This window comes from Actinomadura parmotrematis (genome assembly GCF_019458805.1).
GTDB classification, from domain to species: Bacteria; Actinomycetota; Actinomycetes; order Streptosporangiales; family Streptosporangiaceae; genus Spirillospora; species Spirillospora parmotrematis.
On sequence record NZ_JAIBOA010000002.1, the window covers coordinates 447,825 to 472,600 of the forward strand.

Below are 24,776 nucleotides of genomic sequence, written 5' to 3' on the forward strand. Positions count from 1 at the left end.
TCGCGAGATCGCTGGCGTGGTTACTCTCCGTTTGCCCCGTCTTCTCGAACGCAGGATTCTTACGGCCGCCCGGCCGCGCGTCACGGCGATGACGACGACCTCGGGCGCCCGGCCGGCCAGCGGGCCCGCAGGCCCCCCGGGACGTCCTCGACGGTGAGGGCGTAGCAGAGGTGGTCGCGCCAGGCGCCGTCGATGTGCAGGTGCCGGCGGCGGACGCCCTCCTCGCGGAAGCCGAGCTTCTCCACCACCCGGCGGCTCGCCGCGTTCTCGGGGCGGATGTTGGCCTCCAGGCGGTGCAGGCCGACGGCGAAGAAGCAGTGGTCGACGGCGAGCGCGACGGCCGTCGGGATGACGCCGCGGCCGGCGACCTGCCGGTCGATCCAGTAGCCGATCTGCGCCGAGCGGGCCGAGCCCCACACGATCGCGCCGATGGTGAGCTGCCCGGCGAACGACCCGTCGTAGGTGACCACCCACGGCAGCGCGAGGCCCTGGCGCGCCTCGCGGCGCATCGTGTGGACCATGCCGAGGTAGGGGCCGAGGCCGCTGCGGAACAGCGGCGTCTCAGGGTTGGTGGGCTCCCAGGGGCGGAGCCAGTCGGCGTTGCGCACCCGCAGGTCGCGCCAGGTCGCGGCGTCGCGGTGCCGCAGCGGGCGCAGCCCGACCGGCCCCTCGGTCAAGGTGACCGGCCATCCCCGCATCCGTTCCACGGCTCCATGATTCCCTGGTCGAGCGTCCAGACGCCATCAATTGTCGCCCACATCTTGGCCGGTCCGCAGGTCCAGCGCATCTTGGCCGGGCGCGGGCGGGAGGTCCGGCAGGCCCGGGGGCCCCGTCCAGCGCCCGCCGCGCATGACGCGGGCGACCGTCAGATCCTCCTCCAGGACCACCAGGTCCGCGCGCTTTCCCGGTTCCAGCGTCCCGATCCGGCCATCGAGGCCGAGGGCGCGCGCCGGGGTGAGGGACGCGGCGCGGGCGGCGTCGGGCAGCGGGACGCCCGCGCGGACGGCGCGCCGGAACGCGTCCGCCAGGGTGATGGTGCTGCCCGCCATGGACGTCCCGCCCGCGAGCGTCGCGCGCCCGCCGCGGACCGCCACGTCCATGACGCCGAGCCGGTAGTCGCCGTCGCCCAGCCCGGCGGCGGCCATCGCGTCGGTGACCAGCGCGACGCGGTCCGCGCCCGCGGCGGCGAAGACGAGCGCGGCGACGTCGGCGGCGACGTGCATCCCGTCGCCGATCAGCTCGACGGTGACGCGCGGGTCGGCGAGGGCGGCGGCGACCGGCCCGCCCTCGCGGTGGTGCAGCGGCCGCATCGCGTTGAACAGGTGGGTGGCGGCGCGGGCGCCGGCGTCGAACGCCGCGCGGACGGTCGCGGCGGTCGCCTCGGTGTGGCCGACGGCGGCGAGGACGCCGCGGGCGGCGGCGGCGCGGACCAGGTCGAGGGCGCCGGGCAGCTCCGGCGCGATGGTGATCATGCGCAGGTGGCCGCCGGCGAGGTCGGCGAGCGCGGCGAACTCGGCGGGGTCGGGGGCGCGCAGGAGGTCCGGGTCGTGCGCGCCGCAGCGGGCCCGCGCCAGGTAGGGGCCCTCCAGGTGGACGCCCGCGACGACGCCCTCGGCGGCGAGCGGCGCGAGGCACGCGACGGCCGCGCGCAGCTCCTCCGGCGTCCCGGTGACGAGGCTCGCCACGGTCGTGGTGGTGCCGCGCGACAGGTGGAACGCCGCCGCCCGCCGCGCGTCGTCCGCCACGCCCGACTGGTAGGACGCGCCCGCGCCGCCGTGCACGTGCATGTCGACGAAGCCGGGCACGACGTACCGCCCGCCGAGGTCGACGGCGGCGGCGCCCGGGACCGGCGCGGCCGCGATCTCCGCGCCGTCCAGGTGCAGGTCGCCGGCCTCGACGCGGTCGGGCAGCACGAGGCGGGCGTTGGTCAGGCTCGTCACGCCCTCACTGTACGAACCCCGGCCGCGCCGCCCCCGTTCAGGACGGCAGGAACTCGCTCCGGTGGTTGTACAGGTCGCGCATGACGCCGACTTCGGCCGCGTGGTGGGTGAACTCGTCCAGCACGTGCAGGACGAGGTCGGTGGCGGTGTTGTCGGCGTAGGACTTGAAGCGCGGGCCGAGCGGCCGCGCCCAGCCGTCCCCGGTGAGCCGCTCCACGTGGCGCTGCCACTCGCGCTCGGCGCCCTCGACGAACGCGATCGCCTCGGTGGCGCTCCCGGGCAGCTTGATGTCGGCGGGGGCGAGCGGCCCGTCGCCGAACAGGCGGCTGTCGTAGTCCAGGAAGGTCATGCCGATGTGGCCGAGGCGCCAGGCGATCGTGGTGAAGGGGACGGGGTCGGGCGGGGGCGGGCCGCCGCCCTCGCCGTCGATGCTCCAGCGGCCGTCCACGAGGCGGACGGACCAGCAGCCGGGCACCGGCTCCCAGCGGTACTCGTCGTCGGTCAGCCCGGCCAGCCGGCCGACCAGGCGCTCGCGGACCTCGTCGTAGGTCGCGGCGATGGAGGTGGGGAAATCGCCCATGCCCTCAATATGATCCTCGCCGGTCAGGCAGCGTCAAGCAGGGATTCCTCACAATATCGATAGATTTGGACCGGTCCTGTGACGCAGCCCGCCTGGCGCTCCCCGGCGGGCGGTTCAGAGGGCGACGCCGTCCTCGGGGCGCGGGTGGTCGCCGCCGCCGATCTGGTCGGCGGCGTGCCGCAGGACCGGGCCGAGCACGGCCATGCCGTCGCGGACGCCGCCGGTCGAGCCGGGCAGGTTGACGATCAGCGTGCGGCCGGCGACGCCGGCGAGGCCGCGCGACAGGATCGCCGCCGGCACCGCGTCGCGGCCCTGCAGCCGGATCGCCTCGGCGATGCCGGGGACCTCGCGGTCCAGGACGGGCCGGGTCCGCTCGGGCGTCTCGTCGGTCGGGGTGAGGCCGGTGCCGCCGGAGGTCACCACCACGTCGTAGCCGGACGCGACGGCGTCGCGCAGCACGCCGGTCACGGCCTCGCCGTCGGGGATGACGACCGGGCCGTCGACCTCGCAGCCCGCCTCGGTCAGCAGGTCGACCAGGACGGGCCCGGAGGTGTCGGCGTAGACGCCCGCCGCGGCCCGGTTGGACACGGTCACGGCCATCGCGCGGATCATCGGTCGCCCTCCTCGCGGCGCCAGGCGCCGGTCTTGCCGCCGAGCTTCTCCTCGACCCGCACGTCGGTGACCGTCGCGCCCGGGTCGAGAGCCTTCACCATGTCGACCAGCGCGAGCGCGGCGGCGGTGACGGCGGTCAGCGCCTCCATCTCCACGCCGGTGCGGTCGGCGGTGCGGGTGACGGCGGTGATCGCCACGCCGCGGTCGCGGACCGCCAGGTCCACCGTCACGCCGTGCAGCGCGATCGGGTGGCAGAGCGGGACGAGGTCGGGGGTGCGCTTGGCGCCCATGATCCCGGCGATCCGGGCGACCGCGAGCGCGTCGCCCTTCGGCACGTCCCCGGCGCGCAGCGCGGCGACGCACGCCCGCGACAGGGCCACGAACCCGGTGGCGGTGGCCTGCCGGGCCGACACCTGCTTGGCCGACACGTCGACCATGCGGGCGTCGCCCTTGGCGTCCAGGTGGCTGAACCCGGTGTGCTCGGATCCCATGCTCATGACGGCAACCTCATGACCTCGACGGTGGAGCCGGCGGGCAGCGCCTCGTCGGCCGCGCCCAGCGCGATGATCGCGTTGGCGGACGAGAGCGCGCCGAGCTGGTGCGAGCCCTGCCCCTCGGCGGGGGCGACGGCGGGGCCGCCGCGGGCGTCGTCCAGGCGGGCCCGCAGGTAGTGGCGGATCCCGGCGGGCGAGCGGACGTCGGCGGTGAGCCGGGCCCGGACGGTCGGCAGCGGCTCGGGCGCCAGGCCCTGCATGGCGCGCAGCGCGGGCCGCACGAAGACCTGGAAGGACACGTAGGCGCTGACCGGGTTGCCGGGCAGCGTGAAGATCGGGACGCCCTCCAGCAGGCCGAACCCCTGCGGCTTGCCGGGCCGCATCCGCACCTGGTGGAACCGGACGGTGCCGTGGCCGGTCAGCACCTCCTTGACCACGTCGCGGGCGCCCATCGACACCCCGCCGGAGGTGACGACGGCGTCGGCGCGCATGAGCTGGTCGCGCAGCGTCTCCAGCACCTTGTCGGGCTCGTCGCCGACGGTCGCCTGCCGGTAGCCGACGCCGCCCGCCTCGGCGACGGCCGCGGTCAGCATGAAGCTGTTGGAGTCCCAGATCTGGCCGGGCGCGAGCGCGGCGCCCGGCTCGCGCAGCTCGCTGCCGGTGGACAGCACGACGACGCGCGGTTTCGGCCGCACGAGCACCCGCGGGCGTCCGACGGCGGCGAGCATGCCGAGCTGCGGGGCGGCGAGCCGGGTGCCGGGCCCGGCGACGATCTGGCCGGCGAGCACGTCCTCGCCGGCGCGGCGGATGTAGTTGCCGGGCGGCGCCGGGCGGGTGACGCGGACCGTGGCGGTGCCGCCGTCGGTCCACTCGACCGGGACGACGGCGTCGGCTCCCGCCGGCAGCGGCGCGCCCGTCATGATCCGGGCGGTCAGCCCGGGCCGGAGCGCCGTCACCCCGCCGTCGCCCGCGGCGATGTCGCCGATGACCGGCAGCACCGCCGGGTCGTCGTCGCTGGCGCCCGCCACGTCGGCCGCGACGACCGCGTACCCGTCCATCGCGGAGTTGTCGAACGGCGGCAGCGGCACCGGGGCCGCGACGGGTTCGGCGAGCACCGACCCCGCCGCCTCCAGCAGCGCCAGCTCCAGCGGCGGCAGCACCGGCACGCTGTTCAGGATCTCCGCGAGGTGCTCCTCGACCGTTCTCATGCCCACGGTCCCCCAGTGTGGCGGCTCGTCACGCGTCCTTGCCGTCCCCCGCGCCGTCGTGCGCGGCGACGAACTCGCGGAGCCAGCCGAGGAAGTCCTCGGCGAGGTCCTCACGCTCGGAGGCGAACTGCACGACGGTGCGCAGGTACTCCAGCTTGTTGCCGGTGTCGTAGCGGCGGCCGCGGAACTTCACGCCGTAGACGCCGCCGCCCTGCTCGGCGGGCGTGTCGGCGAGGGTGCGCAGCGCGTCGGTCAGCTGGATCTCGCCGCCGCGGCCGGGCGGGGTGCTCTCCAGCACGTCGAAGACGGCGGCGTCGCAGACGTAGCGGCCGATGATGATCCAGTTGCTCGGCGCCTCGTCGGCCGGCGGCTTCTCCACCAGATCGGTGATCTTGACGACGTCGTCCTCGGCGGTGTCCTCGATGGAGACCACGCCGTAGGCCGAGACCTGGTCGGGGTCGACCTCCATGAGGGCGACGACGCTGCCGCCGTACCGGCCGCGCACCTCGATCATGCGCTTCAGCAGCTCGTCGCGGGCGTCGATGAGGTCGTCGCCGAGCAGCACGGCGAACGGCTCGTTCCCGACGTGCTGGCGGGCGCAGTGCACGGCGTGACCGAGGCCCTTCGGCTCGCCCTGCCGCACGTAGTGCATGACCGCCAGGTCGGCGGACTCGCGCACCGCCGCCAGGCGCTCCTGGTCGCCCTTGGCGTCCAGGGTCTCCTCCAGCTCGTAGGCGCGGTCGAAGTGGTCCTCGATGGACCGCTTGCTGCGCCCGGTGATCATCAGAACGTCGGTGAGCCCGGCGTCCACCGCCTCCTCGACGACATACTGGATCGCCGGTTTGTCGACGATCGGCAGCATCTCCTTGGGAGTCGCCTTGGTGGCGGGCAGGAATCGGGTGCCGAGGCCCGCCGCGGGGACGACGGCCTTGAGTACGGGTGCGTGATCGGCCATAGAGAGACCCTAGTCATCGGCGAGGACTTCAGCGTGCACGACATACGCGACAAGAAAGTGATACGCGAGCGGCTGCTCGGTGGACGGGCGGCGCTCGACCCGGGAGTCAGGGACGCGGCGGCGCGCGCCCTGCGCGACGGGCTGCTGGCGGTGCCCGAACTGGAGATGGCCGGGACGGTCGCCGCCTACGTGTCGGTGGGCGCCGAGCCCGACACCCGGAGCCTGCTGTTCGCGCTGTGGAAGCGCGGCACCTACGTCCTGCTCCCCCGGCTGCTGCCGGACGGCGACCTGGACTGGGCGTCCTACGAGGGCCCCGGCTCGCTCGCGCCCGGCCCGCGCGGGCTGCTGGAGCCGACCGAGCCGCCGCGCGGGACGGCGGCGGTCGCGAGCGCCGACGTCGTCCTCGTCCCGGCCCTCGCGGTCGACCGGACGGGGACGCGGCTCGGGCGCGGCGGCGGCTCCTACGACCGGGCGCTCGCCCGCGTCGGCCCGGCGATCCTCACCGTCGCGCTCCTGCACGACGGCGAGCTGGTGGACGAGCTGCCCGCCGAACCCCACGACCAGCGGGTACGCGCCGCGCTGACGCCTTCGGGCGGCTTGGTACGGTTCGCCTGACCGCACGCCGGACCGGGGCAGGAGGCAGCACATGACCAGGACGTGGAAGGCCCTCGCACTCCCGCCGCTCGATCCGGGCTTCGCCCGGTCGCAGTTCGAGCCGCTCGGCGACGTCGAGGTGGTCTTCCTGGAGTCACGCGACCGCGCCGGGCTGCTCGCCGGCATCGCGGACGCCGACCTGGTCGTCGCCGACTTCACCGGACGCCTCGCGCTCGACGCCGAGGCCGTCGCCGCGGCGCCGCGCCTGGCGTTCGTGCAGACGCCCGGCGTCGGCACCGACAGCGTGGACACCGAGGCGCTCGCCGCCGCCGGCGTCCCGGTCGCCAACACCGCCGGGTCCAACGCCCGCGCGGTCGCCGAGTGGGCCGTCGGCGCCGCGTTCGCGCTCTGCCGCAGGACGGTGTCGAGCGACCGCGCGATGCGGGCGGGCGCCTGGCCGCAGCAGGAGGTGCTGCGGGGCGGCACCCGCGAGATCCATTCGCTGCGGGTCGGGATCGTCGGGTACGGCGCGATCGGCGCGGAGACCGCCCGCCTGTTCGCCGCGCTCGGCTCGACGGTGTCCTACTGGTCGCGGCGCCGCCGCGCGGAGGCGGTCGCGACCTACCGCGAGCTCGACGACCTGCTCGCCGGTTCCGACCTGCTGGTGATCGCGCTGCCGCTCGCGCCCGGCACGCGCGGCCTGCTCGGCGCCGACCGGCTCGCGCTGCTGCCGCAGGGCGCGCTGCTGGTGAACGTGGCGCGCGGCGGCATCGCGCCCGACGCCGACGTCCGCGCCGCCCTGGACTCGGGGCGCCTCGCCGGGGCCGCGCTGGACGTCTACGAGACCGAGCCGCTGCCCGAGGACCATCCGCTGCGCTCCGACGAGCGCGTCCTGCTGTCGCCGCACACCGCCGGAGGCACCCGGGAGTCGCAGCTCACCATGCTCGGCATGATGAAGGACAACCTCGCGGCGGCGATGGCGGGCCGGCCCGTCGCCAACGTCGTCAACGGCGTGGATCCGGTGGTCCGGCAGCGCTGAGCGGGACGTCCGCGGGCGCCGCCGGGCGGGCCCGACACACCCGACGGCGTACCGAAAGTATGTAATCAACACCTATATCTGTAGGATTCCTTAAAGATCACTCGCCTCCGACCCCGCGGGGAGGGATGTGCGCCTCGAAACCTGGCTACTGCTCGGATCGACCCTCGTACTCTGCGCCATCATCGCCGTCCGGCTGTCGCACCGCGCCGGCCTGCCGACGCTGCTGGCCTACATGGGCATCGGCCTGTTCATCGGCGAGGCCGGCCCGTTCCACATCGGCTTCGAGAACTACGAACTGACCGAGGTCCTCGGACTCGCCGCGCTCGTCCTGATCCTGGCCGAGGGCGGCATCACCACCAACTGGCGGCACGTCCGGCCCTCGGTGCCGGCGGCCGTGTCGGTCTCGGTCATCGGCACGCTGATCAGCATCGGCATCGTCGCGGTCGCGGCCATGGGCCTGCTCGGCATGGACTGGCAGCTGGCGTTCCTGCTGGCCGCGGTGCTCGCGCCGACCGACGCCGCCGCGGTGTTCTCGGTGCTGCGCCGGCTGCCGCTGCCGTCCCGGCTGACCGGCCTGCTGGAGGCCGAGTCGGGCTTCAACGACGCCCCCGTCGTGATCATCGTGGTCACGCTCAGCACCCCGCACGCCGAGGTGCCGAACCTCGCCGAGCTGTTCGGCGTGATGGCCTACGAGCTCGTCGCCGGCGGCCTGATCGGCCTCGCGATCGGCTGGGCGGGCGCCTACGCCCTGCGGCACGTGGCGCTGCCGGCGTCCGGCCTCTACCCGATCGCGGTGCTGTCGCTCGCGGTCGGCTCCTACGGCGCGGCCGCCGAGCTGCACGCGAGCGGCTTCCTCGCCGTCTACCTGAGCGCCCTCGTGCTCGGCAACGCGCGGCTGCCGCACCGGCCCGCCACGCGCGGCTTCGCCGAGGGCATCGCCTGGCTCGCCCAGATCGGCCTGTTCGTGATGCTCGGGCTGCTCGCCTCCCCCGAGGACCTGCCCGCGCAGATCCTGCCCGCCCTCGCGATCGGTTTCGTGCTGCTGCTCATCGCGCGGCCGGTCTCGATGTGGCTGTCCACGCTCGGCTTCGGCCTGTCATGGGGCGAGAAGGCGTTCGCGTCCTGGGCCGGCCTGCGCGGCGCGGTGCCGATCGTGCTCGCCACCATCCCGATGGTGAAGCAGGTCCCCGGCGCGACCACGCTGTTCGCGATCGTGTTCACCATCGTGGTGGTGTTCACCCTGCTCCAGGGCCCGACGCTGCCGCTCGTCGCCCGCTGGTGCGGGCTGAAGAGCGACGAGCAGGCCCGCGAGCTGGACGTGGAGGCCGCGCCGCTGGAGCAGCTGCACGCCGACCTGCTGGAGATCGCCGTCCCGCACGACTCGCTGCTGAACGGCGTGGAGATCTTCGAGCTGCGGCTGCCGCGCGGCGCGTCGATCACCCTGGTGGTGCGCGACGGCGAGAGCTTCGTCCCCGACCGCAACACCGCCCTGCGCGCCGGCGACACCCTGCTGGTCGTCACGACCGCCAAGGTGCGCGAGGCCACCGAGCGGCGGCTCCGCGCCGTCAGCAGGCGCGGCAAGCTGGCCGGCTGGTTCGGCGAGTCCGGAGCCTGACCCGGCGTCTCGTATCCTCGGGCCTGTTCCCGCCCCGGCCGGGACGCGGGAACAGGCCCGGGGCGCGAGATGTTGCAGACATCGGTACCATTAGCAGTCGTCTTGGATGAGTGCCAGCCCGGTCGTCCGGGCTCGGGGCAGCGAGGAGGAACCGTGCCGACGTATCAGTACGTTTGCACCGAGTGCGGCGAGCCTCTTGAGGCCGTGCAGAAGTTCAGCGACGACGCGCTGACCGAATGCCCCGCCTGCACCGGCAAGCTGCGCAAGGTCTTCTCCGCCGCGGGCATCATCTTCAAGGGGTCGGGCTTCTACCGCACCGACAGCCGCGGCTCGGGCAGCTCCTCCTCGACGGCCGCCTCCGCCGGCTCCACCGCCAAGGACTCCAAGGACTCCGCCGCCCCGGCCAAGTCCGAGTCCTCGTCCACCGCCTCGTCCGGTTCGAGCGACTCCGCGTCGAGCGGCGCCTCGGCCGGCAGCGCCAAGTCCTCGTCGGAGAAGGTCGCTTGACCGGCGTCCGCCAGAGCCGCCCGCACCGCCCCCACGGGGGCGGCGTAGGGCGTGGCCCGCTCCTCCAGGGCGCGGTGCAGGCGGCCCAGGGGCGCCCGCAACGCCAGCAGCAGCGTGTCGTCACCGCTGTCGGCGGCGTACTCCAGTAGGACGGGCAGCGAATCGGGCTCCTCGCCGCCCGCGTCGAATCCCGCCGCCCGGTAGAACCCGGGCAGCTGCCCCAGCAGGTGCGCCTGCGGTCCCGGCGCGGCGTAGCCCCCGAGGCGGAACCCGAGGCCCGCGCGGTGCGCGGCGAGGTCGAGCGGCGGCGTCCGCGCCGTGTGGTCGAGGAACGCCGTCAGCAGCCGCACCGCCGGGACGTCGGGCAGGTCCTGCAGCGCGGCCCGCAGCATCGGGCGGCGGTCGTGGAACCGCTGGTCGGGCGCGGCGAGCAGCAGCGCGGCGGCCCGCCACACGATGATGTGCACCGCCCACCCCCCGGAACGTCCCCCGCTGCCCCCGAACCGCCGGAATGCCCGCACCAACTTCCTTCCCGTCACTACGGGCGTTCATGCGGCTACTTTCGGCCCGTCCGTATACCGCTCGGGAGGGAGGCGGGCGGGTCCGCCCCACCCTTGAGAGGGGGACGCCGGTCGGCTCTCCCGCCCGACGCGCCCCCGATCGCGGCACGGCGACGATCGGGGCATGACATCCCCCCTTGAGCGTTGCACCGCCGCCATCTGCGGACGCCGCGGAAAATGGGCCGTCCTCCTGATCTGGGCCCTGCTGTTCGCCCTGCTCTTCCCGCTGGCGGGCAAGCTGGGCGACGTCAAGAGCAACGACGCCTCGGCCTGGCTGCCCGACGGCACCGAGTCCACCAAGGTCATCCAGCTCGACGACCGGTTCGCCGTCGACCAGTCCGAGCTCGCCGTCATCGTCTACGAGCGCCCCTCCGGCATCACCGCCGCCGACCGCGCCAAGGCCGCCGCCGACGGGCGCGCGTTCGCCGCCCTGCCGGGCGCCGGCACCGTCCGCGGGCCCCTCCCCGCCCAGGACGGCAGGGCGCTGCAGACCCTCGTGCCGATCGACCGCGACCACGTCACCGAATCGGTGGACCAGGCCCGCGCCCTGCTGAAGCGCGCCCCGCCCGGACTCGCCGCGCACGTCACCGGCAGCGCCGGCGGCGACGCCGACGGCGACGAGATCTTCGACTCCGTCGACGGGTTCCTGCTGATGGCGGCCGGGATCGTCGTCATCGTCCTGCTGCTCCTGCTCTACCGCAGCCCCGTGCTGTGGCTCGTCCCGCTGCTCTGCGTGATCTTCGCCCTGGTGTCCGCGCAGGCCGCCGTCTACCTGCTGGCCAAGCACGCCGGGCTGACCGTCAACGGGCAGAGCGCGAGCATCCTCACCGTCATGGTCTTCGGCATCGCCACCGACTACGCCCTGCTGCTCGTCGCCCGCTACCGCGAGGAACTGCACCGGCACGCCGACCGGCACGCCGCGATGGCGCGGGCCCTGCACCGCGCCGGCCCCACCCTCGCCGCGTCCGCCGCCACCGTCGCGGCCGCGCTGCTCTGCCTGCTGGCCGCCGAGATGAACTCCGCCAGCGGCTTCGGACCGGTCGCCGCCGCCGGCGTCCTCACCGGCTTCGCCGCGATGGTCACGCTGCTGCCCGCGCTGCTGGTCGTCCTCGGCCGCTGGCTGTTCTGGCCCCTCGTCCCCCGCCACGACGCCCGCTACCTCGCGCCGGAGGCCTACGAGGCCGAGCACGGCGTCTGGAGCCGCGTCGCGCGCCTCGTCACCCGACGGCCGCGGGCCCTCTGGGCGGTCACCAGCCTGGTCCTGGTCGGCCTCACCTTCGGCCTCGGCTCGCTCAACGGCGGTGGCATCACCGACAAGGGCAGCTTCACCGGCCGGCCCGACTCCGTCCAGGGCCTGGAAGCGGTGGAACGGCACTTCCCGAACCTGCAGGGCGACCCCGCGGTCGTCATCGGCGACGCGGCCGCCGCCGGCCCGCTGCGCGCCGCCATCGCCGGCACGCCCGGCATCACCTCGGTGGAGCGCACCGGCGGCAAGGACGGCCTCGTCCGGTTCGAGGCGGTGCTGAGCGCCTCCGACGGCACCGGGGCCGCCCAGCGGACCGTCGAACGGCTGCGCGGCACCGTGCACGCCGTCCCCGGCGCGCACGCCCTGGTCGGCGGCTCGCCCGCGGTGTCGCTGGACACCGACCGCGCGTCCGCGCACGACAACAGGACCGTCATCCCGCTGGCGCTGGTCGTGGTGCTGCTGATCCTGGTGGTGCTGCTGCGAGCGCTCGTCGCGCCGCTGCTGATGATCGCGACGGTGGTGCTGTCGTTCCTGGCGTCCCTCGGCACGAGCGCGTTCCTCTTCCGGCACGTCATGCACTACGAGGGCACCGACCGGTCGTTCCCGCTGCTCGCCTTCGTGTTCCTGGTCGCGCTCGGCGTCGACTACAACATCTTCCTCATGCACCGCGTCCGCGAGGAGTCCCGCAGGCTCGGCACGCGGCGCGGCATCGTCCGCGGCGTCACGGTCACCGGCGGCGTGATCACCTCGGCGGGCCTGGTCCTCGCGGCGACGTTCGCCGCGCTCGCCACCCTCCCGATCACCGAGCTCGCCGAACTGGGCTTCGCGGTCGCCCTCGGCGTCCTGCTCGACACCTTCGTCGTCCGCACCCTGCTGATGCCGGCGCTCGCCCACGACCTGGGCGACCGCGTCTGGGCCCCGCGGCTCCGCCGCCGCGGCGGCCGCGGCGCCGACCGGACCCGGTCGCTGGAACCGGTGTCCTGACCCGTCCCGCTCCGCCCCGCGCCGGGCGGGCGGCCCGCCCGGGCCGCCCGCCCGGCGCCGCCGTCCGCGGAGTTATCCACAGGTCGCGCGAAGCCTGTCGGACGCCCGCACCGCTGGTTAGGGTCGGCGACATGACCTCCAGCAGCGCAGTGCGCGGGGCCGAGATCGGTGTCATCGGCGGCTCCGGCTTCTACTCCTTCCTCGACGACATCGAGGAGGTCCACGTCGACACCCCGTACGGGCCGCCGAGCGACCCGATCGCGATCGGCGAGCTCGCGGGCCGCCGCGTCGCGTTCGTCCCCCGGCACGGCCGCGACCACCGCTTCCCCCCGCACCGGATCCCCTACCGCGCCAACCTGTGGGCGCTGCGCTCCCTCGGCGTCCGCCGGGTCCTCGCCCCGTCGGCGGTGGGCTCCCTCACCCCGGCCCACGGCCCCGGCACCCTCGCCCTCCCCGACCAGCTCGTCGACCGCACCTCCGGCCGCGAGCAGACCTACTACGACGCGGGCGCCGCCGTCCACGTCTCGTTCGCCGACCCGTACTGCCCCTCCCTCCGCGCCACCGCCGCCGCGTCGGCCCGCGCCACGGGCTGGGATCCGGTCGACACCGGCACCCTGGTCATCATCGAGGGGCCGCGCTTCTCCACCCGCGCCGAGTCGCGCTGGTTCGCCGCCCAGGGCTGGACCCTCGTCGGCATGACCGGCCACCCCGAGGCCGTCCTGGCCCGCGAGCTGGCCCTCTGCTACGCGCCCCTCTGCCTGGTCACCGACCTGGACGCGGGCATCGAGGAGGGCGCGGGCGTCACCCACCAGGAGGTCCTGGAGGTCTTCGGCCAGAACATCGGCCGCCTCCGCGAGCTGCTCACCGACGTCGTCAAGGACCTCCCCGCCAACCGCACCTGCCCCTGCCCGAACGTCCTGGACGGCCTCCACCTCCCTCTGACCCTCCCGTAACCCGCCCGCAGCCCACTTCCCGCCCGCCCCACCTCTCCTTCACCCGCTCCCCTTCACCCCACCCCCGCCCCACCCAGGCGCAAGCCTGCCCTGAACCCCTCAAGCCCCGATCTCCGGGCTTCCACCCCTTCACCTCAAGGCGCGAGCCTGCCCTCAAACCCCTCACCCTTGCCCGCACCGCCTCCCCGCCCCACGCCGCACGCCCCACCAGAAACGGACCCAGTCATGAAGAACAGCGCTCGCACCGCCCCGCCCGCCTTCGCCGGCACCCCCACGGACCGCCACGGCGCCCGACCGCGCACACCGATCAGACGACGGATCCTGATCAGGCATCGCAGGCTGTGGGCAGCGCTGTGCGCAGCTCTCGCCACTGGCTTCGGCATGCTCGCCGTACGCCCCCCGCCTCCCCCGTCCGTGCTCGTACTCGCCGCCGCCCGTGATCTGCCGGCGGGCATCACCCTGCAAAGCTCCGACATCCACGAGCTGGCGCTCCCCCCGAACGCCGTCCCCGCCGGCGCCTACCACGCCTCTCCCGACCACCCCCGAGCAACCACCGACCGCACTCCACCCGGCGAACCAACAACACTCCGCACCCACTCGGCACGAACAGCACACGCAGCACAGCCAGCACACAGAGCGGAACCAACACACAGCGCAAGCCCCACACGCGAGGTGAAGGCAGCCCGCAAGACACGGACGCCCCACAAAGCAAGACCGACGACCGAACCGAAATCAACGCACAAGGCGAGGCCGGCGCGCAAAGCACAAGCCGCACCCGCAACGAGGACCACGCGCAAGGCAGAAGTGAAGGCAGCGCTCGGAGTGGAGGTGGTGCACGAGATGAAAGCGACCCGCTGGGCCAGGACGGCACACGAAGCGGAGGCATCACACGCCGTGAGACCGACGCACATGGTGAGGATCGCGTGCAAGGCCGAGCACGGAGCAAAGACAGCACGCGGAGCGAGCTCGACACACGCGACACGGGTCACGCGCTGCATGAGGCCAGCGCCCAAGGTGAAACCGACGCACGGACCAGAGACAACGCACGGACCGAAATCTGCGCGTGAACCAAAGCCAGCACGCGGAGCGGAGACCGCGCGCAGGTCGGAAATGGCATACGGAGCACTGGTGACACGCGCAGCGCTGACGGCACGCGCAGTGAGGGTCGCGGACAGAACGAGAGAAGCGCACAAGGCGAAGGCGATGCATGGAGTCGGAGTTACGCACGGGGCAAAGGCAGCACACAGAGCAAAGGCGACACGCGATACGGAGGCGATGCGCGGGGCCCAGGCGGCACACACGGCGCAGACGGCACGCGGAGCGGAGGCGATGCGCGGCGCGCAGGCGACACGCGGCATGCAGACGGCACGCGGGGTGCAAGCGGTGCGCGGGGTGCAAGCGGTGCGCTGGGCCAAGGCGGCACGCGGAGCGCAGGCGGTGCGCGGCATGCAGACGACGCGCGAAGCGCAGGCTGCACGCAAAACGCAGACGGCACGCAGGGAGGAGGCGACACGCGGCGCGAAGGCAGTGCGCGGCGCGCAGACGGTGCGCGGAGCGCAAGCGGTGCGCGGAGCGCAAGCGGTGCGCGGCATGCAGACGACGCGCGAAGCGCAGGCTGCACGCAGGACGCAGACGGCACGCAGGGAGGAGGCGGCACGCGGCGTGAAGGCGATGCTCGAGACGAAGGCAGTGCTCGAGGCGAAGGCAGCGCGCGGGGCGGAGGCAGCGCTCGAGGTGAGGGCTATGCGCGGGGTGGGAGTTGGGGGCGAAGCGAAGACAGTACGCGGGGTGAAGGCGGCGCGCGGCGTGGGGGCGGTACGCGGCACGGGGGCGGTACACAGCACGGAAGTGGCGCATGGCACGGGGGCGGTGCGCGGTGTGGGGGTTGTGGATGGGGTAAGGGCGGCGCGTGGGGTGGGGGTTGTTGGGCGGGAGTTGTTGGGGAGGGTGTTGGGCGGGCCCATGCGTGCAGGTGAGGTGTTCACGGACTCACGCGTGCTGGGTGAGGGGTTGTTGCGCGGTTACGGAGCGGAGACCGTTGCCGTGCCCGTGCGGATCGCCGATGCGGACGCCGTCCGGTTGTTGCGTCCCGGCGATCGGATCGACGTGCTCGCCGCCGCGGAGACGGCCATGGGTCCCGACCCGCCGGACGTTCCGTCCGGGCGCGGGGCGGCCGGACGCGGGACGGCCGGGCGGGCTCGGCTGGTGGTGTCGGACGTGCCCGTCCTGATGGTGCCGCAGGCCGGAGCCGCCGAAGGGTCGGCGGGGGGCGCCGGCACGGGAGCGGGGGCGCTGATCGTGCTGGCCGTCGGCCGCACGCAGGCGGCCGCGTTGGCCGGGGCTGGCGCGGCCCTCTCGATCACGTTGACGGCGCATTGATAGCCTCGCTCCGTCATCGAATGATCACCTAGAGCGAGCGAAGGGTTCATGAGCGGCTTCAAGAAGTTCCTCCTGCGCGGCAACCTGATCGAGCTGGCCGTCGCGGTCGTGATCGGCGCGGCCTTCACCGCCCTGGTCAACGCTTTGGTCAAGTCGTTCATCACCCCGCTCATCGCCCTGATCGGCGGCCAGCCCGACTTCGACGACCTCTCCTTCAAGGTCAACGGGACCGAGTTCCCCTACGGCCTGTTCATCACCGCCGCGATCTCCTTCCTGATCATCGCCGCGGTCATCTACTTCCTGGTGGTGGCGCCCACCGCCAAGCTGCTGGAGCGCATGGCGCGCAAGGAGGAGGCCACCACCCGCGACTGCCCGTTCTGCCTCTCGGAGATCCCGTTGCAGGCGACACGCTGTAAGGACTGCACGATGGAGGTCGCTCCCGCTTGATCCACTCATGAAGTGCAAAGCGCCGGGTAGAGGGTGGCCTGTAGCAAAGACCCCCCAACCCTCGCTGGAGTACATCAATGGGCGGATTCAAGAAGTTCCTCTTCCGGGGCAACCTGGTCGACCTGGCCGTCGCCGTCGTCGTGGGCGCCGCCTTCGGCTCGCTGGTCAAGGACTTCACGACCTCGTTCATCGCGCCGCTGATCTCCCTGTTCGGCGGAAAGCCCGACTACACCAAGCTGTCCATCAAGATCTCGGACACCACGTTCCCGTACGGGGTGTTCCTCACGTCGGCCATCTCGTTCTTCATCACGGCCGTGATCGTGTACTTCATCGTCGTCCTGCCGACGGCCAAGCTGATCGAGCGCCTCGACGGCCACAAGGAGGCGACCGAGCGCGAGTGCCCGCAGTGCCTCAGCGAGATCCCGGTCAAGGCGCGCCGCTGCCGGTTCTGCACCGTCGAGGTCCTGCCCACCAACGAGGCCCCGGCGTAGCGCATTCGATCGGTCGGGCGGACGGCCGACCTCGCCGGCTTTGCTCGACCTGGTCGGTCCATGCCCGCCCTGCTCAGCTTCGCCCGGCCCTGATTCACTCAGGCCAGCCTTGATCAGCTAACGCAGCCTTGGTCGGCTCGGGCCGGGCCTGGATCAGCCGGTTCAGCTTGCCGATCCCGGCCGGCCCTGCTCGGCCGGCTCAGCTTGTCCGGCCCCGGTCGGGCCTTGATGGCGGCCTTGCCCGGTCCTGGGCTGGTCCGGGCCGGACCCGGCTGGTCTTGGCCGGGCCGCATCGGGGCCCGGTCGAGCCGGGCCGGATCGCTCCCGGTTGCGGGTGAGGCGCGGCGGCGGGCCTTGCCGCGTGTGCCGCAGGGGCTCCTTGCGCGGGTGAAGGCCGGAGGGGGCTTACTGGTCGCCCTCGGTGCCGAACTCCCAGTGCCAGGGTTCGAAGGGGTTGCTGTACGCCCAGGCGGGGTGGAGCCAGCCGAAGCGCTTGGCGTTCGCCCTCAGCCAGTTGAACTGGGGCGACCCCTGGTTCTGGACTCCGCCGCACAGGTCGACGGCCTGCCCCTTGCCGTGGTTGCTCGTGCCCGGCACGGCGGCGAAGCCCGGACGTTCGGCGTAGACGCGCTGCTGGTTGGCGAGGCTCCGGTAGGAGTCCGTCACGCACATCTGCCGGCCGAAGTGCGCCCGGTAGGCGGTGTTCATCTTGTAGAAGGCGAGCGCGGCGTCGGCGCGCAGCTGCTTGCCCTTCTGCGGGAGCGGGCAGAGGTACTTCGCCGGGATGAGGCCGTTCGGGAACTTCTTGGCGTCGGCGGCGAGGCTCTTGTCGCAGGTCAGCGCGAGCCGCCGGTCCGGGCTGACCTTGGCGAGCATGGCGGTGAGCTGCTTGGTCAGCCGGGCGGACTTGTCCTTCAGCCCGTTCACGTCCTGCTGGATCTTCGTCTGCGCGATGGCGTTGCGGGCCTGGAGGTCCTGGGCGCCGGACGCGAGGTCGGCGCGCCGCTTCTGCAGCGCGTTCGCGCGGTCGACGAGCGACTGCTGGTCCTTCGCCAGGTAGGTGACGTCGCTGGTGGAGCGCAGCGCCGAGCCCGGATCGCCGACGCCGAAGATCGCCATGGAGCCGGCGGCGCCCGGCTGCTGGTAGGAGGAGTTGGCGATCATGGCGAGGGGGCCGCGGATGCGGTCCAGCTCCCTGTCCGCCGCCGCCAGGTCCTTCAGCTTGGACCGCAGCTGGTCCTGGGACGCGGCGAGCTGCTTGCGGCGGTCCTCCATCTGGCGGGTGGCCTTCTCCAGGTCCGACCGGGCCCCGGCCGCCTGCTTGCGGAGGTCCTCCAGCGAGTTGTCGCGGACCGCCGCCTGGCTCGGCGCCGACCCGACGGCCGCGATCACCAGGAAGGACGCGATCGGCACCGCCGACCGGAGGGTTGGCACGGTGTTCTTCCTCCTGATGCCCTGTGACACGTGGCCGGAGGCACGGTACTACAGGTTCCCCGAAGCGAGGGAACGACCGGTCTCAGCGGTGGCGGTGGCACAGTCTGCGCAGCCAGGGCACCTCGTTCCACTCCGGCGGGCACCCGCGGGTGACCCGTGGGGCGGGCGTGCTCGGCCGGGTCCGCCGGGGCGCGGGTGTCGCCTTCGCGCTCGCGGCGGGTGCCCGCGTGGACACGCGCGGTCTCGGCTGCGGCTTCGGCGGCACGCTCGCCCCGATGGTCGGCTGCGCGGGCGGCGTTTCCGTGGCCTCCGCGGCGGTGTTCGCCGCTCCTGCCGCGGGCGTCCTGCCCGCCCCGCCGTCCCGCAGCCCGAGCACCAGGGCCCCGACCAGGACGAGCGCGGCGACCAGGACGACCGCGGCGGCGGTCCCGCCGGCGAGGACGTACGCCCGCCTGCTCCGCGGTGCCTCCCCGGCCGCTTCCTGTCCTCGATGTCGTCCCGTCACAGCACGGAAGCGTACCGATTCGCGCCGATCGTCCCCAGGCCCGGTCCGCGAACCGCCGCCGGCCGCCCTAAGGGAGGAGCGCGGACCGCCCCGCGTCCCCTACCCTGTACGCGGGGTCCGCTACGCTCTTGCGTCGGACGCCGTCCAGCCTCCGTAGCTCAGGGGATAGAGCACCGCTCTCCTAAAGCGGGTGCCGCAGGTTCGAATCCTGCCGGGGGCACGTCCCACGAGCCCCTGACCCGCGCCGGCGCCGGTCAGGGGCTCTTTCGCGCCCCGCCCCGGGCGGTGTCCGGGACGCCCGCCGCTGTCCGGGATGCCCGGTGCGGGGCTGGTGGGGGCGGAGGGTTGCGTGCGCGCAAGAGGCGGTGACCGGCAGATGCACGCCGCGTCAAGCTGGGGTTCAGCAGGGTCGTTGCTCGTCATGCGGACATGAGGCTGTGGGTGCCATGGGTGTCGCGGGGATGACGCAGGGCCGGAGGGCGGTATGACCTCGGGCGCGGCGGTGCGGGTCCGCAGGTGCGGCGGCGGCCCGTCCGGGATGCTGGAGCGGGGCGCGAGCGCCGCGCGCATCTGCAACTACTTCCTCGGCGGCAAGGACCACTACCTCGCCGACCGCGTCGCGGGCGAGCGGATGCTGGAGGCCGCCCCGACGATCGCGCGGGCCGCGCGGGCGAACCGGGTGTTCCTGGAGGACGCCGTGCGGCACCTGGCGCGGACCGGGATCCGGCAGTTCCTCGACGTCGGCTGCGGGCTGCCCGCGCACGACAGCGTCGCCGACGTCGCGCGGCGGGTCGCGCTCGGCTGCCGGGTGGCGTACGTGGACAACGACCCGGTGGTGACGGCGCACGCGCGGGCGCTCCTCGCGACCGGCCAGGGCACCGTGGCCTACGGAGGCGACCTGCGGGACCCCGGCCGGATGCTCCAGCACCCCGAGCTGCTGCGGGTGATCGACCCCGAGCGGCCGATCGGCGTGCTGCTGCTCGGGGTGCTGCCGTTCCTGCGGGACGAGGAGGGGCCCGGCGGCATCGTCGAGGAGCTGGTGGACCTGCTGCCCGACGGGAGCCGCGTCGTGGTGTCGCACATCGAGCGGACGCCGGAGGTGGAGGAGGCCGCGGCCGTCTACGCCGAGGCGGGCATCACGTTCCGGCCGCGCGGACGCGCGGAGCTCGCCGGGATGCTGCACGGCCTGCAGGACGTGCGGGGCGCCGTCGACGACGGGCTGCCGCTTCTCGGCTTCGCCGGCCGGGTCCGCCGTCTATGATCGAAGTCCCCCGTTGGTGACGCTTCCAGGACCCGGCATGACCGCCAGTGAACCGAGGCCGCTCTCCGAGATCGCCGGCGACATCGGCCTGAACATGTCCGACGTCGCGCTCTTCTCCGGCCTGGACGAGAGCACCGTCTTCCGCCTGTGGGACAACGACGCCTGGCTCGACCGGATCAGCGGGCGCTCCCTGCAGAGCCTCATCTCGTCGATCCCCGGCGTCGCCGAGTACTCCACCGCGCACTCGGTGCTGAAACGCCGGGAGACGCTGGTGGACGACCTGGCCGGCGAGGGCCTGGTGGTGAACGCCGAGGCGCTGGACGCCTCCCCCGTCGCGCCGCAGCACCTGCTGAACGCGCTGGAGGCGGCGCTGCTCATCGTGCGCGACGCGCCGGTGCAGAAGGTGTCGTCCTACCTGGCGCGGTTCTGGGGCCGCGAGCAGGACCGGGCGCTGTCGTCGCTGTTCTCCACCGAAGGCGGGCTGCTGCACGACCCGCACCGGCTGTTCGAGTCGTCGGTGGACATCGCGCCGCGGCTGAACCGCAAGTCCTACTCCTTCCACTCCATCCTCGCGCTCAACATCCTCACCCACCAGGTCAGCAAGGTGACCGGGGCGACGGAGGCGGAGCTGAGCTTCGAGGTGCCCGGCCGCCGGTCGGCGTTCATGATGCGCGGCGTGGTGATGGGCTCGCTGATCAACTCCAACGACGTCGACCTCGCCGAGCGCTACCAGTACGAGCTGGAGCGGACCCCGATCTTCACCGCGCTGGAGCACTGGTCGTTCCCGACCTACACCCGCGACGGCCGCATCAGCTCGGACTTCACGCTGCCGTCGGCGCTGCTGCTGCGCAACACCGCGCGCGAGGTGCTGCGGGAGATCGGGACCTACAACGACGCCTACTTCCTGTACCTGCTGATCACCTACGTCCCGCTGGCGCTGCAGCGCGACCCGACGTTCGGCGGGCGGCTGCCCGAGCTGCGCGCGGCACTGCTGCGGCGCGCGACGGGGCACGCCGACCGCCGGATCCGCCGGGCCGGCGCCGAGCTGGCCCGGCGGATCGATCAACTGAGCTGACGAACGAGATGGGGGGCCCGATGGACGAGGTGGCCCGGCAGACCTACGCCGACCTCACCCGGGAGCGGTGGGAGGCCAACGCCGACTACTGGGTGAAGGTCATCCGCGGGGGGCACGACCGGTACCGCACCGAGCTGACCGACCGGGCGCTGCTGGAGGCCGTCGGCCCCTGCGCGGGCCTGCGGGTGCTGGACGCCGGCTGCGGCGAGGGCTACCTGTCGCGGACGCTGGCCGAGCGCGGCGCGAGCGTCGTCGGGGTGGACGCCGCGCAGGGGCTGGTGGACGCCGCGCAGGCGGTGCCGACGGCGGCGGAGTTCGTGCGGGCCGGGGTGGAGGCGCTGCCGATGCCCGACGCCGAGTTCGACCTGGTGGTCTGCAACCACCTGTTCAGCCATCTCGCCGACCCCGGGCCCGCGATCGCCGAGTTCGGCCGGGTGCTGAAGGGCGGCGGCCGGCTGATCGTGCTGACGCTGCACCCCTGCTTCTACGTGGAGCGGTCCGAGCACGGCGAGCGGGCGAGCGTCCCGGCGGACCGGTACTTCGAGGCGCGCGGCATCGACCAGTACTTCGCGGTGGACGGCCTCGACTCCCCCTCCATGATCACCTCCTGGCTGCGGCCGCTGGAGTACTACTCGCGGACGCTGCGCGAGGCGGGGTTCGTCATCACCGACCTGCGCGAGCCGCATCCGAGCGCCGAGCAGCTCCGCGACGACCCGTGGTGGCGGGTGGGCTTCCCGTCCCCGCTGTTCATGCTGCTGGTCGCCGAGCTGCGCTGACCGGCGCGGGCTCAGCCGTTGAGGGGGCTGCCGTCCAGGTCGGCGAGGAGGGCGGCGACGTCGGCGTAGACGGCGACGGCGCCCGCCTCCTCCAGGTCGGCGCGGGGGACGCCGCCCGACAGGACGGCGACGCAGGGCATCCCGGCGCGGGCGGCGGCCTTCACGTCCCAGACCGCGTCGCCGACGAAGATCGCCTGCCCGGCGTCCACGCCCGCCCGGGACACCGCCGCCTCGACGAGGTCGGGGGCGGGCTTGCTCTCCTTCACGTCGGAGGAGGAGGTGGCGGCGTCGATCGCGTCGTCGGCGTCCAGGGCGGCGCGCAGCGCGCGGAGCTCCTCCTCGGCGGCCGAGCTGGCGAGGACGGTGCGCGCGCCGCGCCCGTGGCAGGCGCGCAGCAGGTCGGCGGCGCCGTCGAAGGCGCGCAGGCGCGAGTGGTACTGGGCGTAGAGGACGGCGTGGGCGCTCGTCATGCCGTCGTCGTCCGCGCGGTCGCGGTCGTCCGGCAGGACGGCGTCCAGCAGCTTGTCGGATCCCATGCCGACGGCGCGGTGGACGTCCGCCATCGGGACGTGCCGATCATGCTGGCGGAACGCCTCCCACCAGCAGACGGCGTGCAGGTAGGTGGTGTCGACGAGGGTGCCGTCCACATCGAAGATCACAGCGTCGCGCATATCGGACGCCTACCCGGGTGCCGGGTGACGAACCGGAAGGGGGCGCCGGTTGTGACGTACGTAGCAGTTGGGACCATAATGACGGGTGCCGGGCTACGGGGACATCAAGGGCTAACTAGAACTTAGTCCAATATTTCTTAAAGAACACTCGTGTATCGCGTTACGCATCAGTAGGGTCTCCGGGTACCACGGAGGGGACGGCAGTGCGCAAAAGGACAGACTCCCTGCTCGCCATCGGCAGCCTGGCGGCAGTGATCATCACGCCCACGGTGCTCCTGCTGCTGCCCCAGGGACACTCCGAACCGGCCGGCGGCAAGGCCCTCGCGGACGGCTCCGGCCCGGCGCCCGAGCCCGCGCAGGCGACCGAGCTGGTGGTCCGCAACAAGCAGGCGGTGCCCGAGCAGCAGGCCGCGGCGCCGCTGGGCAACGGCGGCGCCGGCACGGGCGGCGGCACCGGCGGGGGCACCGCCCCGGCCGTCGAGAAGCCGGTGCCCGGCCCGTCCGGCGGTGCCGACCGGGGCCAGAAGGGCACCTACGCGGCCGCCGACGACGGCGCGAAGATCACCGCGGTGAAGTGGCTCGGCAAGTACGAGGTGGACCTGACGGTCTCCTCCCCCGCGCTCGGTTCCACCCGGAAGGTGCGGGTGCTCGTGCCGAAGGGGTGGAAGCACGACGCCGCCCGCGCCTGGTCCACGCTGTACGTCTTCCACGGCGGCAACGACTCCTACGTCTCCTGGACGCGCAGCACCGACATCGAGTCGCTGGCGATCCGGTACGACGCGCTGGTCGTCATGCCCGAGGGCGCGAACGGCTCGTACACCAACTGGTACAACGGCGGCAAGGGCGGGACCCCGCGGTGGGAGACCTTCCACACCGTCGAGGTGCGCCAGCTCATGGAGCGCAACTTCCGGTCCGGGCGGGTGCGCTCGGTCATGGGCATCTCCTCCGGCGCGCAGGGCGCGATGACCTACGCCGGCCGCCACCCCGGCTACTTCAAGTACGTGGCGGGGTTCAGCGGCGTCATGTCGATGCTGTCGCCCGGCATCCCGTCGCTGCTCATGTACACCAACACCAGGCCGGGCACGGACCCCGAGGCGATCTGGGGCAACGCGGTCGCCGACCACGCGAACTGGGTCGCGCACGACCCCTACAACCTGCTGCCCAAGCTGAAGGGCACCAGGCTCTACATCTCGTCCGGCAACGGCAAGCCCGGCGTGTACGACACCGGGTCGCAGGCGGCGTGGGACGTGCGCTACCTCAGCGAGTCGCAGGTGTTCCGCACCGCCCAGGACTTCATCGCGCGCGCCAAGCAGCTCGGCGTGCCGGTCACCGCGGACCTGTACGGCAACGGTTCGCACACCTGGCCGTACTGGCAGCGCGAGATGCACAAGGTGTGGCCGGCGCTGATGGTGTCGATCAGCGCGAAGAGGGTCTGACCGGAGCGGTCCGGGCGGGTCCGGGCGGGGCGAGGCGCGCGAGCGTCCCGCTCTCCAGCGCCGTCCACACCGCGCCGTCGGGTCCGAGGGTGAGGCCGTGCGGCTCGCTGCCGGGCGGGAGGGCGAACTCCTCGACGGTCCCGTCGCACGTGATGCGGCCGAGGCGCGCGGTGGCCCACTCGGTGAACCAGAGGTCGCCGTCGGCGCCCGCGGCGATGGCGTGCGGGCGGCAGCCGGGGTCGGGCAGCGCGAACTCGTCGGTCCGCCCGTCAGGGGTGAGCCGCCCGATCTGCCCGGCGCCGATCTCGGTGAACCAGAGCGCGCCGTCGCCGCCCGCCGCGAGGCCGACGGGCGCCGCCTCGGGCGTCGGCAGCGGGTGCACGGCGAGGGCGCCGTCCAGCGCCAGGCGGCCGATGGCGTTGGCCTGGTTCAGGGTGAACCAGAGGGCGCCGTCGGGGCCGGCGACGATCGTGGACGGGAAGGACTCGCGCAGCGGCAGCGGGTACTCCTCGATCTTGCCGTCCACGCCGATGCGGCCGATGCGGTCGGCGGCCGTCTCGGTGAACCAGAGCGCCCCGTCGGGGCCGGCGGCGATGCCGAAGGGGGAGGCACCGGGCGTCGGGAGCGGGTACTCGGTGACGGTGCCGTCGGCGGCGGCGCGGCCGACGAGGTGGCGGCCGGCGTCGGTGAACCAGAGCGCGCCGTCCGGGCCCGGCGTGATGATCATGGGGGTGGCGGCGCCGTCCAGCGGCAGCACCGTCGCCGCCGGCTCGCCCGGGACGAGACGGCCGAGCGCGGCACCGTGCACGAGGGTGAACCAGAGGGCGCCGTCGGGGCCGGCGGCGACGGCGTAGGGGCCGGCTCCCGGCTCTCCGACGGGGAACTGCTCGATGGAGCGTGCCATGCGCAGATCATGTCGTATGCGGCGTCCGTCCGGTAGTGGCGGGATCACCCGCCCGCGGGGGTCCGCGGCGACGCCGTCCCCTTCCTGCTGGAGACCACCCGGCAGGCCGA

23 protein-coding genes, 1 tRNA gene and 1 pseudogene are annotated in these 24,776 nt (G+C 73.6%); 14 read left to right on the top strand and 11 right to left on the bottom strand.

Going from position 1 to position 24,776, the window contains the following annotated elements:
• Positions 1-80: 80 nt before the first annotated feature.
• The 7 genes from K1Y72_RS04900 to galU form a co-directional block, all read right to left on the bottom strand.
• A complete protein-coding gene (locus K1Y72_RS04900) occupies positions 81-707 on the bottom strand; it encodes a GNAT family N-acetyltransferase (protein ID WP_372452830.1) in 627 nt (208 codons plus the stop codon).
• Positions 708-743: 36 nt separating this feature from the next.
• A complete protein-coding gene (gene nagA / locus K1Y72_RS04905) occupies positions 744-1,940 on the bottom strand; it encodes an N-acetylglucosamine-6-phosphate deacetylase (RefSeq protein ID WP_220163563.1) in 1,197 nt (398 codons plus the stop codon).
• A 37-nt stretch (positions 1,941-1,977) separates the two neighbouring features.
• Positions 1,978-2,520 carry a DinB family protein gene (locus K1Y72_RS04910; RefSeq protein WP_220163564.1) on the bottom strand — a complete coding sequence of 181 codons (543 nt, stop codon included), beginning with the start codon at positions 2,518-2,520 and terminating at the stop codon, positions 1,978-1,980.
• Positions 2,521-2,634: 114 nt separating this feature from the next.
• The gene (locus K1Y72_RS04915) at positions 2,635-3,120 is read right to left on the bottom strand and encodes a MogA/MoaB family molybdenum cofactor biosynthesis protein (RefSeq protein WP_258571887.1); all 486 of its coding nucleotides are present in this window, start codon (positions 3,118-3,120) and stop codon (positions 2,635-2,637) included.
• An 8-nt stretch (positions 3,121-3,128) separates the two neighbouring features.
• Positions 3,129-3,629 (bottom strand): cyclic pyranopterin monophosphate synthase MoaC, encoded by a 501-nt coding sequence (gene moaC / locus K1Y72_RS04920; protein WP_220163566.1) that lies wholly within the window; start codon positions 3,627-3,629, stop codon positions 3,129-3,131.
• Positions 3,626-4,834, bottom strand: a complete 1,209-nt coding sequence (gene glp / locus K1Y72_RS04925; protein WP_220163693.1) for a molybdotransferase-like divisome protein Glp — start codon at positions 4,832-4,834, stop codon at positions 3,626-3,628. Before glp ends, moaC begins: the two co-directional genes overlap by 4 nt.
• A 28-nt stretch (positions 4,835-4,862) precedes the next feature.
• Positions 4,863-5,789, bottom strand: a complete 927-nt coding sequence (galU, locus tag K1Y72_RS04930) for a UTP--glucose-1-phosphate uridylyltransferase GalU (RefSeq protein ID WP_220163567.1) — start codon at positions 5,787-5,789, stop codon at positions 4,863-4,865.
• Between the two features lie 33 nt (positions 5,790-5,822).
• On the opposite strand from galU, the gene K1Y72_RS04935 reads away from it, so the two are divergent.
• The 4 genes and pseudogenes from K1Y72_RS04935 to K1Y72_RS36995 all read left to right on the top strand — a co-directional run.
• Entirely contained in the window at positions 5,823-6,404 is a 582-nt protein-coding gene (locus K1Y72_RS04935) for a 5-formyltetrahydrofolate cyclo-ligase (protein ID WP_220163568.1), read from the top strand.
• A gap of 31 nt (positions 6,405-6,435) precedes the next feature.
• Entirely contained in the window at positions 6,436-7,422 is a 987-nt protein-coding gene (locus K1Y72_RS04940) for an NAD(P)-dependent oxidoreductase (protein WP_220163569.1), read from the top strand.
• Positions 7,423-7,549: 127 nt separating this feature from the next.
• Positions 7,550-9,037 (top strand): potassium/proton antiporter, encoded by a 1,488-nt coding sequence (locus K1Y72_RS04945; protein WP_220163570.1) that lies wholly within the window; start codon positions 7,550-7,552, stop codon positions 9,035-9,037.
• 69 nt (positions 9,038-9,106) lie between these two features.
• Positions 9,107-9,283 (top strand): annotated as a pseudogene (locus K1Y72_RS36995) (FmdB family zinc ribbon protein); the annotation flags it as partial.
• A 62-nt stretch (positions 9,284-9,345) separates the two neighbouring features.
• On the opposite strand, the gene K1Y72_RS37000 reads toward K1Y72_RS36995, so the two are convergent.
• The gene (locus K1Y72_RS37000; protein ID WP_308286904.1) at positions 9,346-10,011 is read right to left on the bottom strand and encodes a hypothetical protein; all 666 of its coding nucleotides are present in this window, start codon (positions 10,009-10,011) and stop codon (positions 9,346-9,348) included.
• 217 nt (positions 10,012-10,228) lie between these two features.
• Between K1Y72_RS37000 and K1Y72_RS04955 the strand changes: the two genes are divergently transcribed.
• The 5 genes from K1Y72_RS04955 (at position 10,229) to mscL (K1Y72_RS04975) (ending at position 16,604) form a co-directional block, all read left to right on the top strand.
• Positions 10,229-12,334, top strand: a complete 2,106-nt coding sequence (locus K1Y72_RS04955) for an MMPL family transporter (RefSeq protein WP_220163574.1) — start codon at positions 10,229-10,231, stop codon at positions 12,332-12,334.
• A 131-nt stretch (positions 12,335-12,465) separates the two neighbouring features.
• A complete protein-coding gene (locus K1Y72_RS04960) occupies positions 12,466-13,287 on the top strand; it encodes an S-methyl-5'-thioadenosine phosphorylase (protein WP_220163575.1) in 822 nt (273 codons plus the stop codon).
• 1,329 nt (positions 13,288-14,616) lie between these two features.
• Entirely contained in the window at positions 14,617-15,666 is a 1,050-nt protein-coding gene (locus K1Y72_RS04965; RefSeq protein ID WP_220163576.1) for a CpaB family protein, read from the top strand.
• A gap of 48 nt (positions 15,667-15,714) precedes the next feature.
• Positions 15,715-16,113 (top strand): large conductance mechanosensitive channel protein MscL, encoded by a 399-nt coding sequence (gene mscL, locus K1Y72_RS04970; RefSeq protein ID WP_220163577.1) that lies wholly within the window; start codon positions 15,715-15,717, stop codon positions 16,111-16,113.
• 77 nt (positions 16,114-16,190) lie between these two features.
• On the top strand, positions 16,191-16,604 hold the full coding sequence (mscL, locus tag K1Y72_RS04975) for a large conductance mechanosensitive channel protein MscL (RefSeq protein WP_220163578.1): 414 nt from the start codon (positions 16,191-16,193) through the stop codon (positions 16,602-16,604).
• 405 nt (positions 16,605-17,009) lie between these two features.
• Here the strand turns inward: mscL (K1Y72_RS04975) and K1Y72_RS04980 are convergent, their stop codons facing one another.
• Positions 17,010-18,038 carry a D-alanyl-D-alanine carboxypeptidase family protein gene (locus tag K1Y72_RS04980; RefSeq protein WP_220163579.1) on the bottom strand — a complete coding sequence of 343 codons (1,029 nt, stop codon included), beginning with the start codon at positions 18,036-18,038 and terminating at the stop codon, positions 17,010-17,012.
• 652 nt (positions 18,039-18,690) lie between these two features.
• On the opposite strand from K1Y72_RS04980, the gene K1Y72_RS04985 reads away from it, so the two are divergent.
• From K1Y72_RS04985 to K1Y72_RS05000, 4 genes are all read left to right on the top strand, one after another.
• Positions 18,691-18,763 (top strand) — tRNA-Arg (locus tag K1Y72_RS04985).
• A 264-nt stretch (positions 18,764-19,027) separates the two neighbouring features.
• A complete protein-coding gene (locus K1Y72_RS04990) occupies positions 19,028-19,804 on the top strand; it encodes an SAM-dependent methyltransferase (protein WP_220163580.1) in 777 nt (258 codons plus the stop codon).
• Positions 19,805-19,841: 37 nt separating this feature from the next.
• Positions 19,842-20,879, top strand: coding sequence for a hypothetical protein (locus K1Y72_RS04995; RefSeq protein ID WP_220163582.1), 1,038 nt, complete (start codon positions 19,842-19,844; stop codon positions 20,877-20,879).
• 20 nt (positions 20,880-20,899) lie between these two features.
• Positions 20,900-21,655 carry a class I SAM-dependent methyltransferase gene (locus K1Y72_RS05000; protein WP_220163583.1) on the top strand — a complete coding sequence of 252 codons (756 nt, stop codon included), beginning with the start codon at positions 20,900-20,902 and terminating at the stop codon, positions 21,653-21,655.
• Positions 21,656-21,666: 11 nt separating this feature from the next.
• Here K1Y72_RS05000 and K1Y72_RS05005 read toward each other — a convergent pair whose 3' ends face one another.
• A complete protein-coding gene (locus K1Y72_RS05005; RefSeq protein WP_220163585.1) occupies positions 21,667-22,326 on the bottom strand; it encodes an HAD family hydrolase in 660 nt (219 codons plus the stop codon).
• Positions 22,327-22,529: 203 nt separating this feature from the next.
• Between K1Y72_RS05005 and K1Y72_RS05010 the strand changes: the two genes are divergently transcribed.
• Entirely contained in the window at positions 22,530-23,762 is a 1,233-nt protein-coding gene (locus K1Y72_RS05010) for an alpha/beta hydrolase (protein ID WP_220163587.1), read from the top strand.
• Here K1Y72_RS05010 and K1Y72_RS05015 read toward each other — a convergent pair.
• Positions 23,743-24,666: a Vgb family protein gene (locus K1Y72_RS05015; RefSeq protein WP_220163589.1), complete on the bottom strand. Its 924-nt coding sequence runs from the start codon at positions 24,664-24,666 to the stop codon at positions 23,743-23,745. The genes K1Y72_RS05010 and K1Y72_RS05015 overlap by 20 nt on opposite strands.
• Positions 24,667-24,776 lie beyond the last annotated feature (110 nt).

What these genes read in the sequence shown, in the direction of transcription:
- K1Y72_RS04910 (WP_220163564.1), bottom strand. Translation starts at nt 2,520, where the DNA reads ATGGGCGATTTCCCCACCTCCATCGCCGCGACCTACGACGAGGTCCGC.
- K1Y72_RS04915 (WP_258571887.1), bottom strand. Translation starts at nt 3,120, where the DNA reads ATGGCCGTGACCGTGTCCAACCGGGCCGCGGCGGGCGTCTACGCCGAC.
- moaC (WP_220163566.1), bottom strand. Translation starts at nt 3,629, where the DNA reads ATGAGCATGGGATCCGAGCACACCGGGTTCAGCCACCTGGACGCCAAG.
- glp (WP_220163693.1), bottom strand. Translation starts at nt 4,834, where the DNA reads ATGAGAACGGTCGAGGAGCACCTCGCGGAGATCCTGAACAGCGTGCCG.
- galU (WP_220163567.1), bottom strand. Translation starts at nt 5,789, where the DNA reads ATGGCCGATCACGCACCCGTACTCAAGGCCGTCGTCCCCGCGGCGGGC.
- K1Y72_RS04940 (WP_220163569.1), top strand. Translation starts at nt 6,436, where the DNA reads ATGACCAGGACGTGGAAGGCCCTCGCACTCCCGCCGCTCGATCCGGGC.
- K1Y72_RS04955 (WP_220163574.1), top strand. Translation starts at nt 10,229, where the DNA reads ATGACATCCCCCCTTGAGCGTTGCACCGCCGCCATCTGCGGACGCCGC.
- K1Y72_RS04960 (WP_220163575.1), top strand. Translation starts at nt 12,466, where the DNA reads ATGACCTCCAGCAGCGCAGTGCGCGGGGCCGAGATCGGTGTCATCGGC.
- K1Y72_RS04965 (WP_220163576.1), top strand. Translation starts at nt 14,617, where the DNA reads ATGCGCGGCGCGCAGGCGACACGCGGCATGCAGACGGCACGCGGGGTG.
- mscL (WP_220163577.1), top strand. Translation starts at nt 15,715, where the DNA reads ATGAGCGGCTTCAAGAAGTTCCTCCTGCGCGGCAACCTGATCGAGCTG.
- mscL (WP_220163578.1), top strand. Translation starts at nt 16,191, where the DNA reads ATGGGCGGATTCAAGAAGTTCCTCTTCCGGGGCAACCTGGTCGACCTG.
- K1Y72_RS04990 (WP_220163580.1), top strand. Translation starts at nt 19,028, where the DNA reads ATGACCTCGGGCGCGGCGGTGCGGGTCCGCAGGTGCGGCGGCGGCCCG.
- K1Y72_RS04995 (WP_220163582.1), top strand. Translation starts at nt 19,842, where the DNA reads ATGACCGCCAGTGAACCGAGGCCGCTCTCCGAGATCGCCGGCGACATC.
- K1Y72_RS05000 (WP_220163583.1), top strand. Translation starts at nt 20,900, where the DNA reads ATGGACGAGGTGGCCCGGCAGACCTACGCCGACCTCACCCGGGAGCGG.
- K1Y72_RS05005 (WP_220163585.1), bottom strand. Translation starts at nt 22,326, where the DNA reads ATGCGCGACGCTGTGATCTTCGATGTGGACGGCACCCTCGTCGACACC.
- K1Y72_RS05015 (WP_220163589.1), bottom strand. Translation starts at nt 24,666, where the DNA reads ATGGCACGCTCCATCGAGCAGTTCCCCGTCGGAGAGCCGGGAGCCGGC.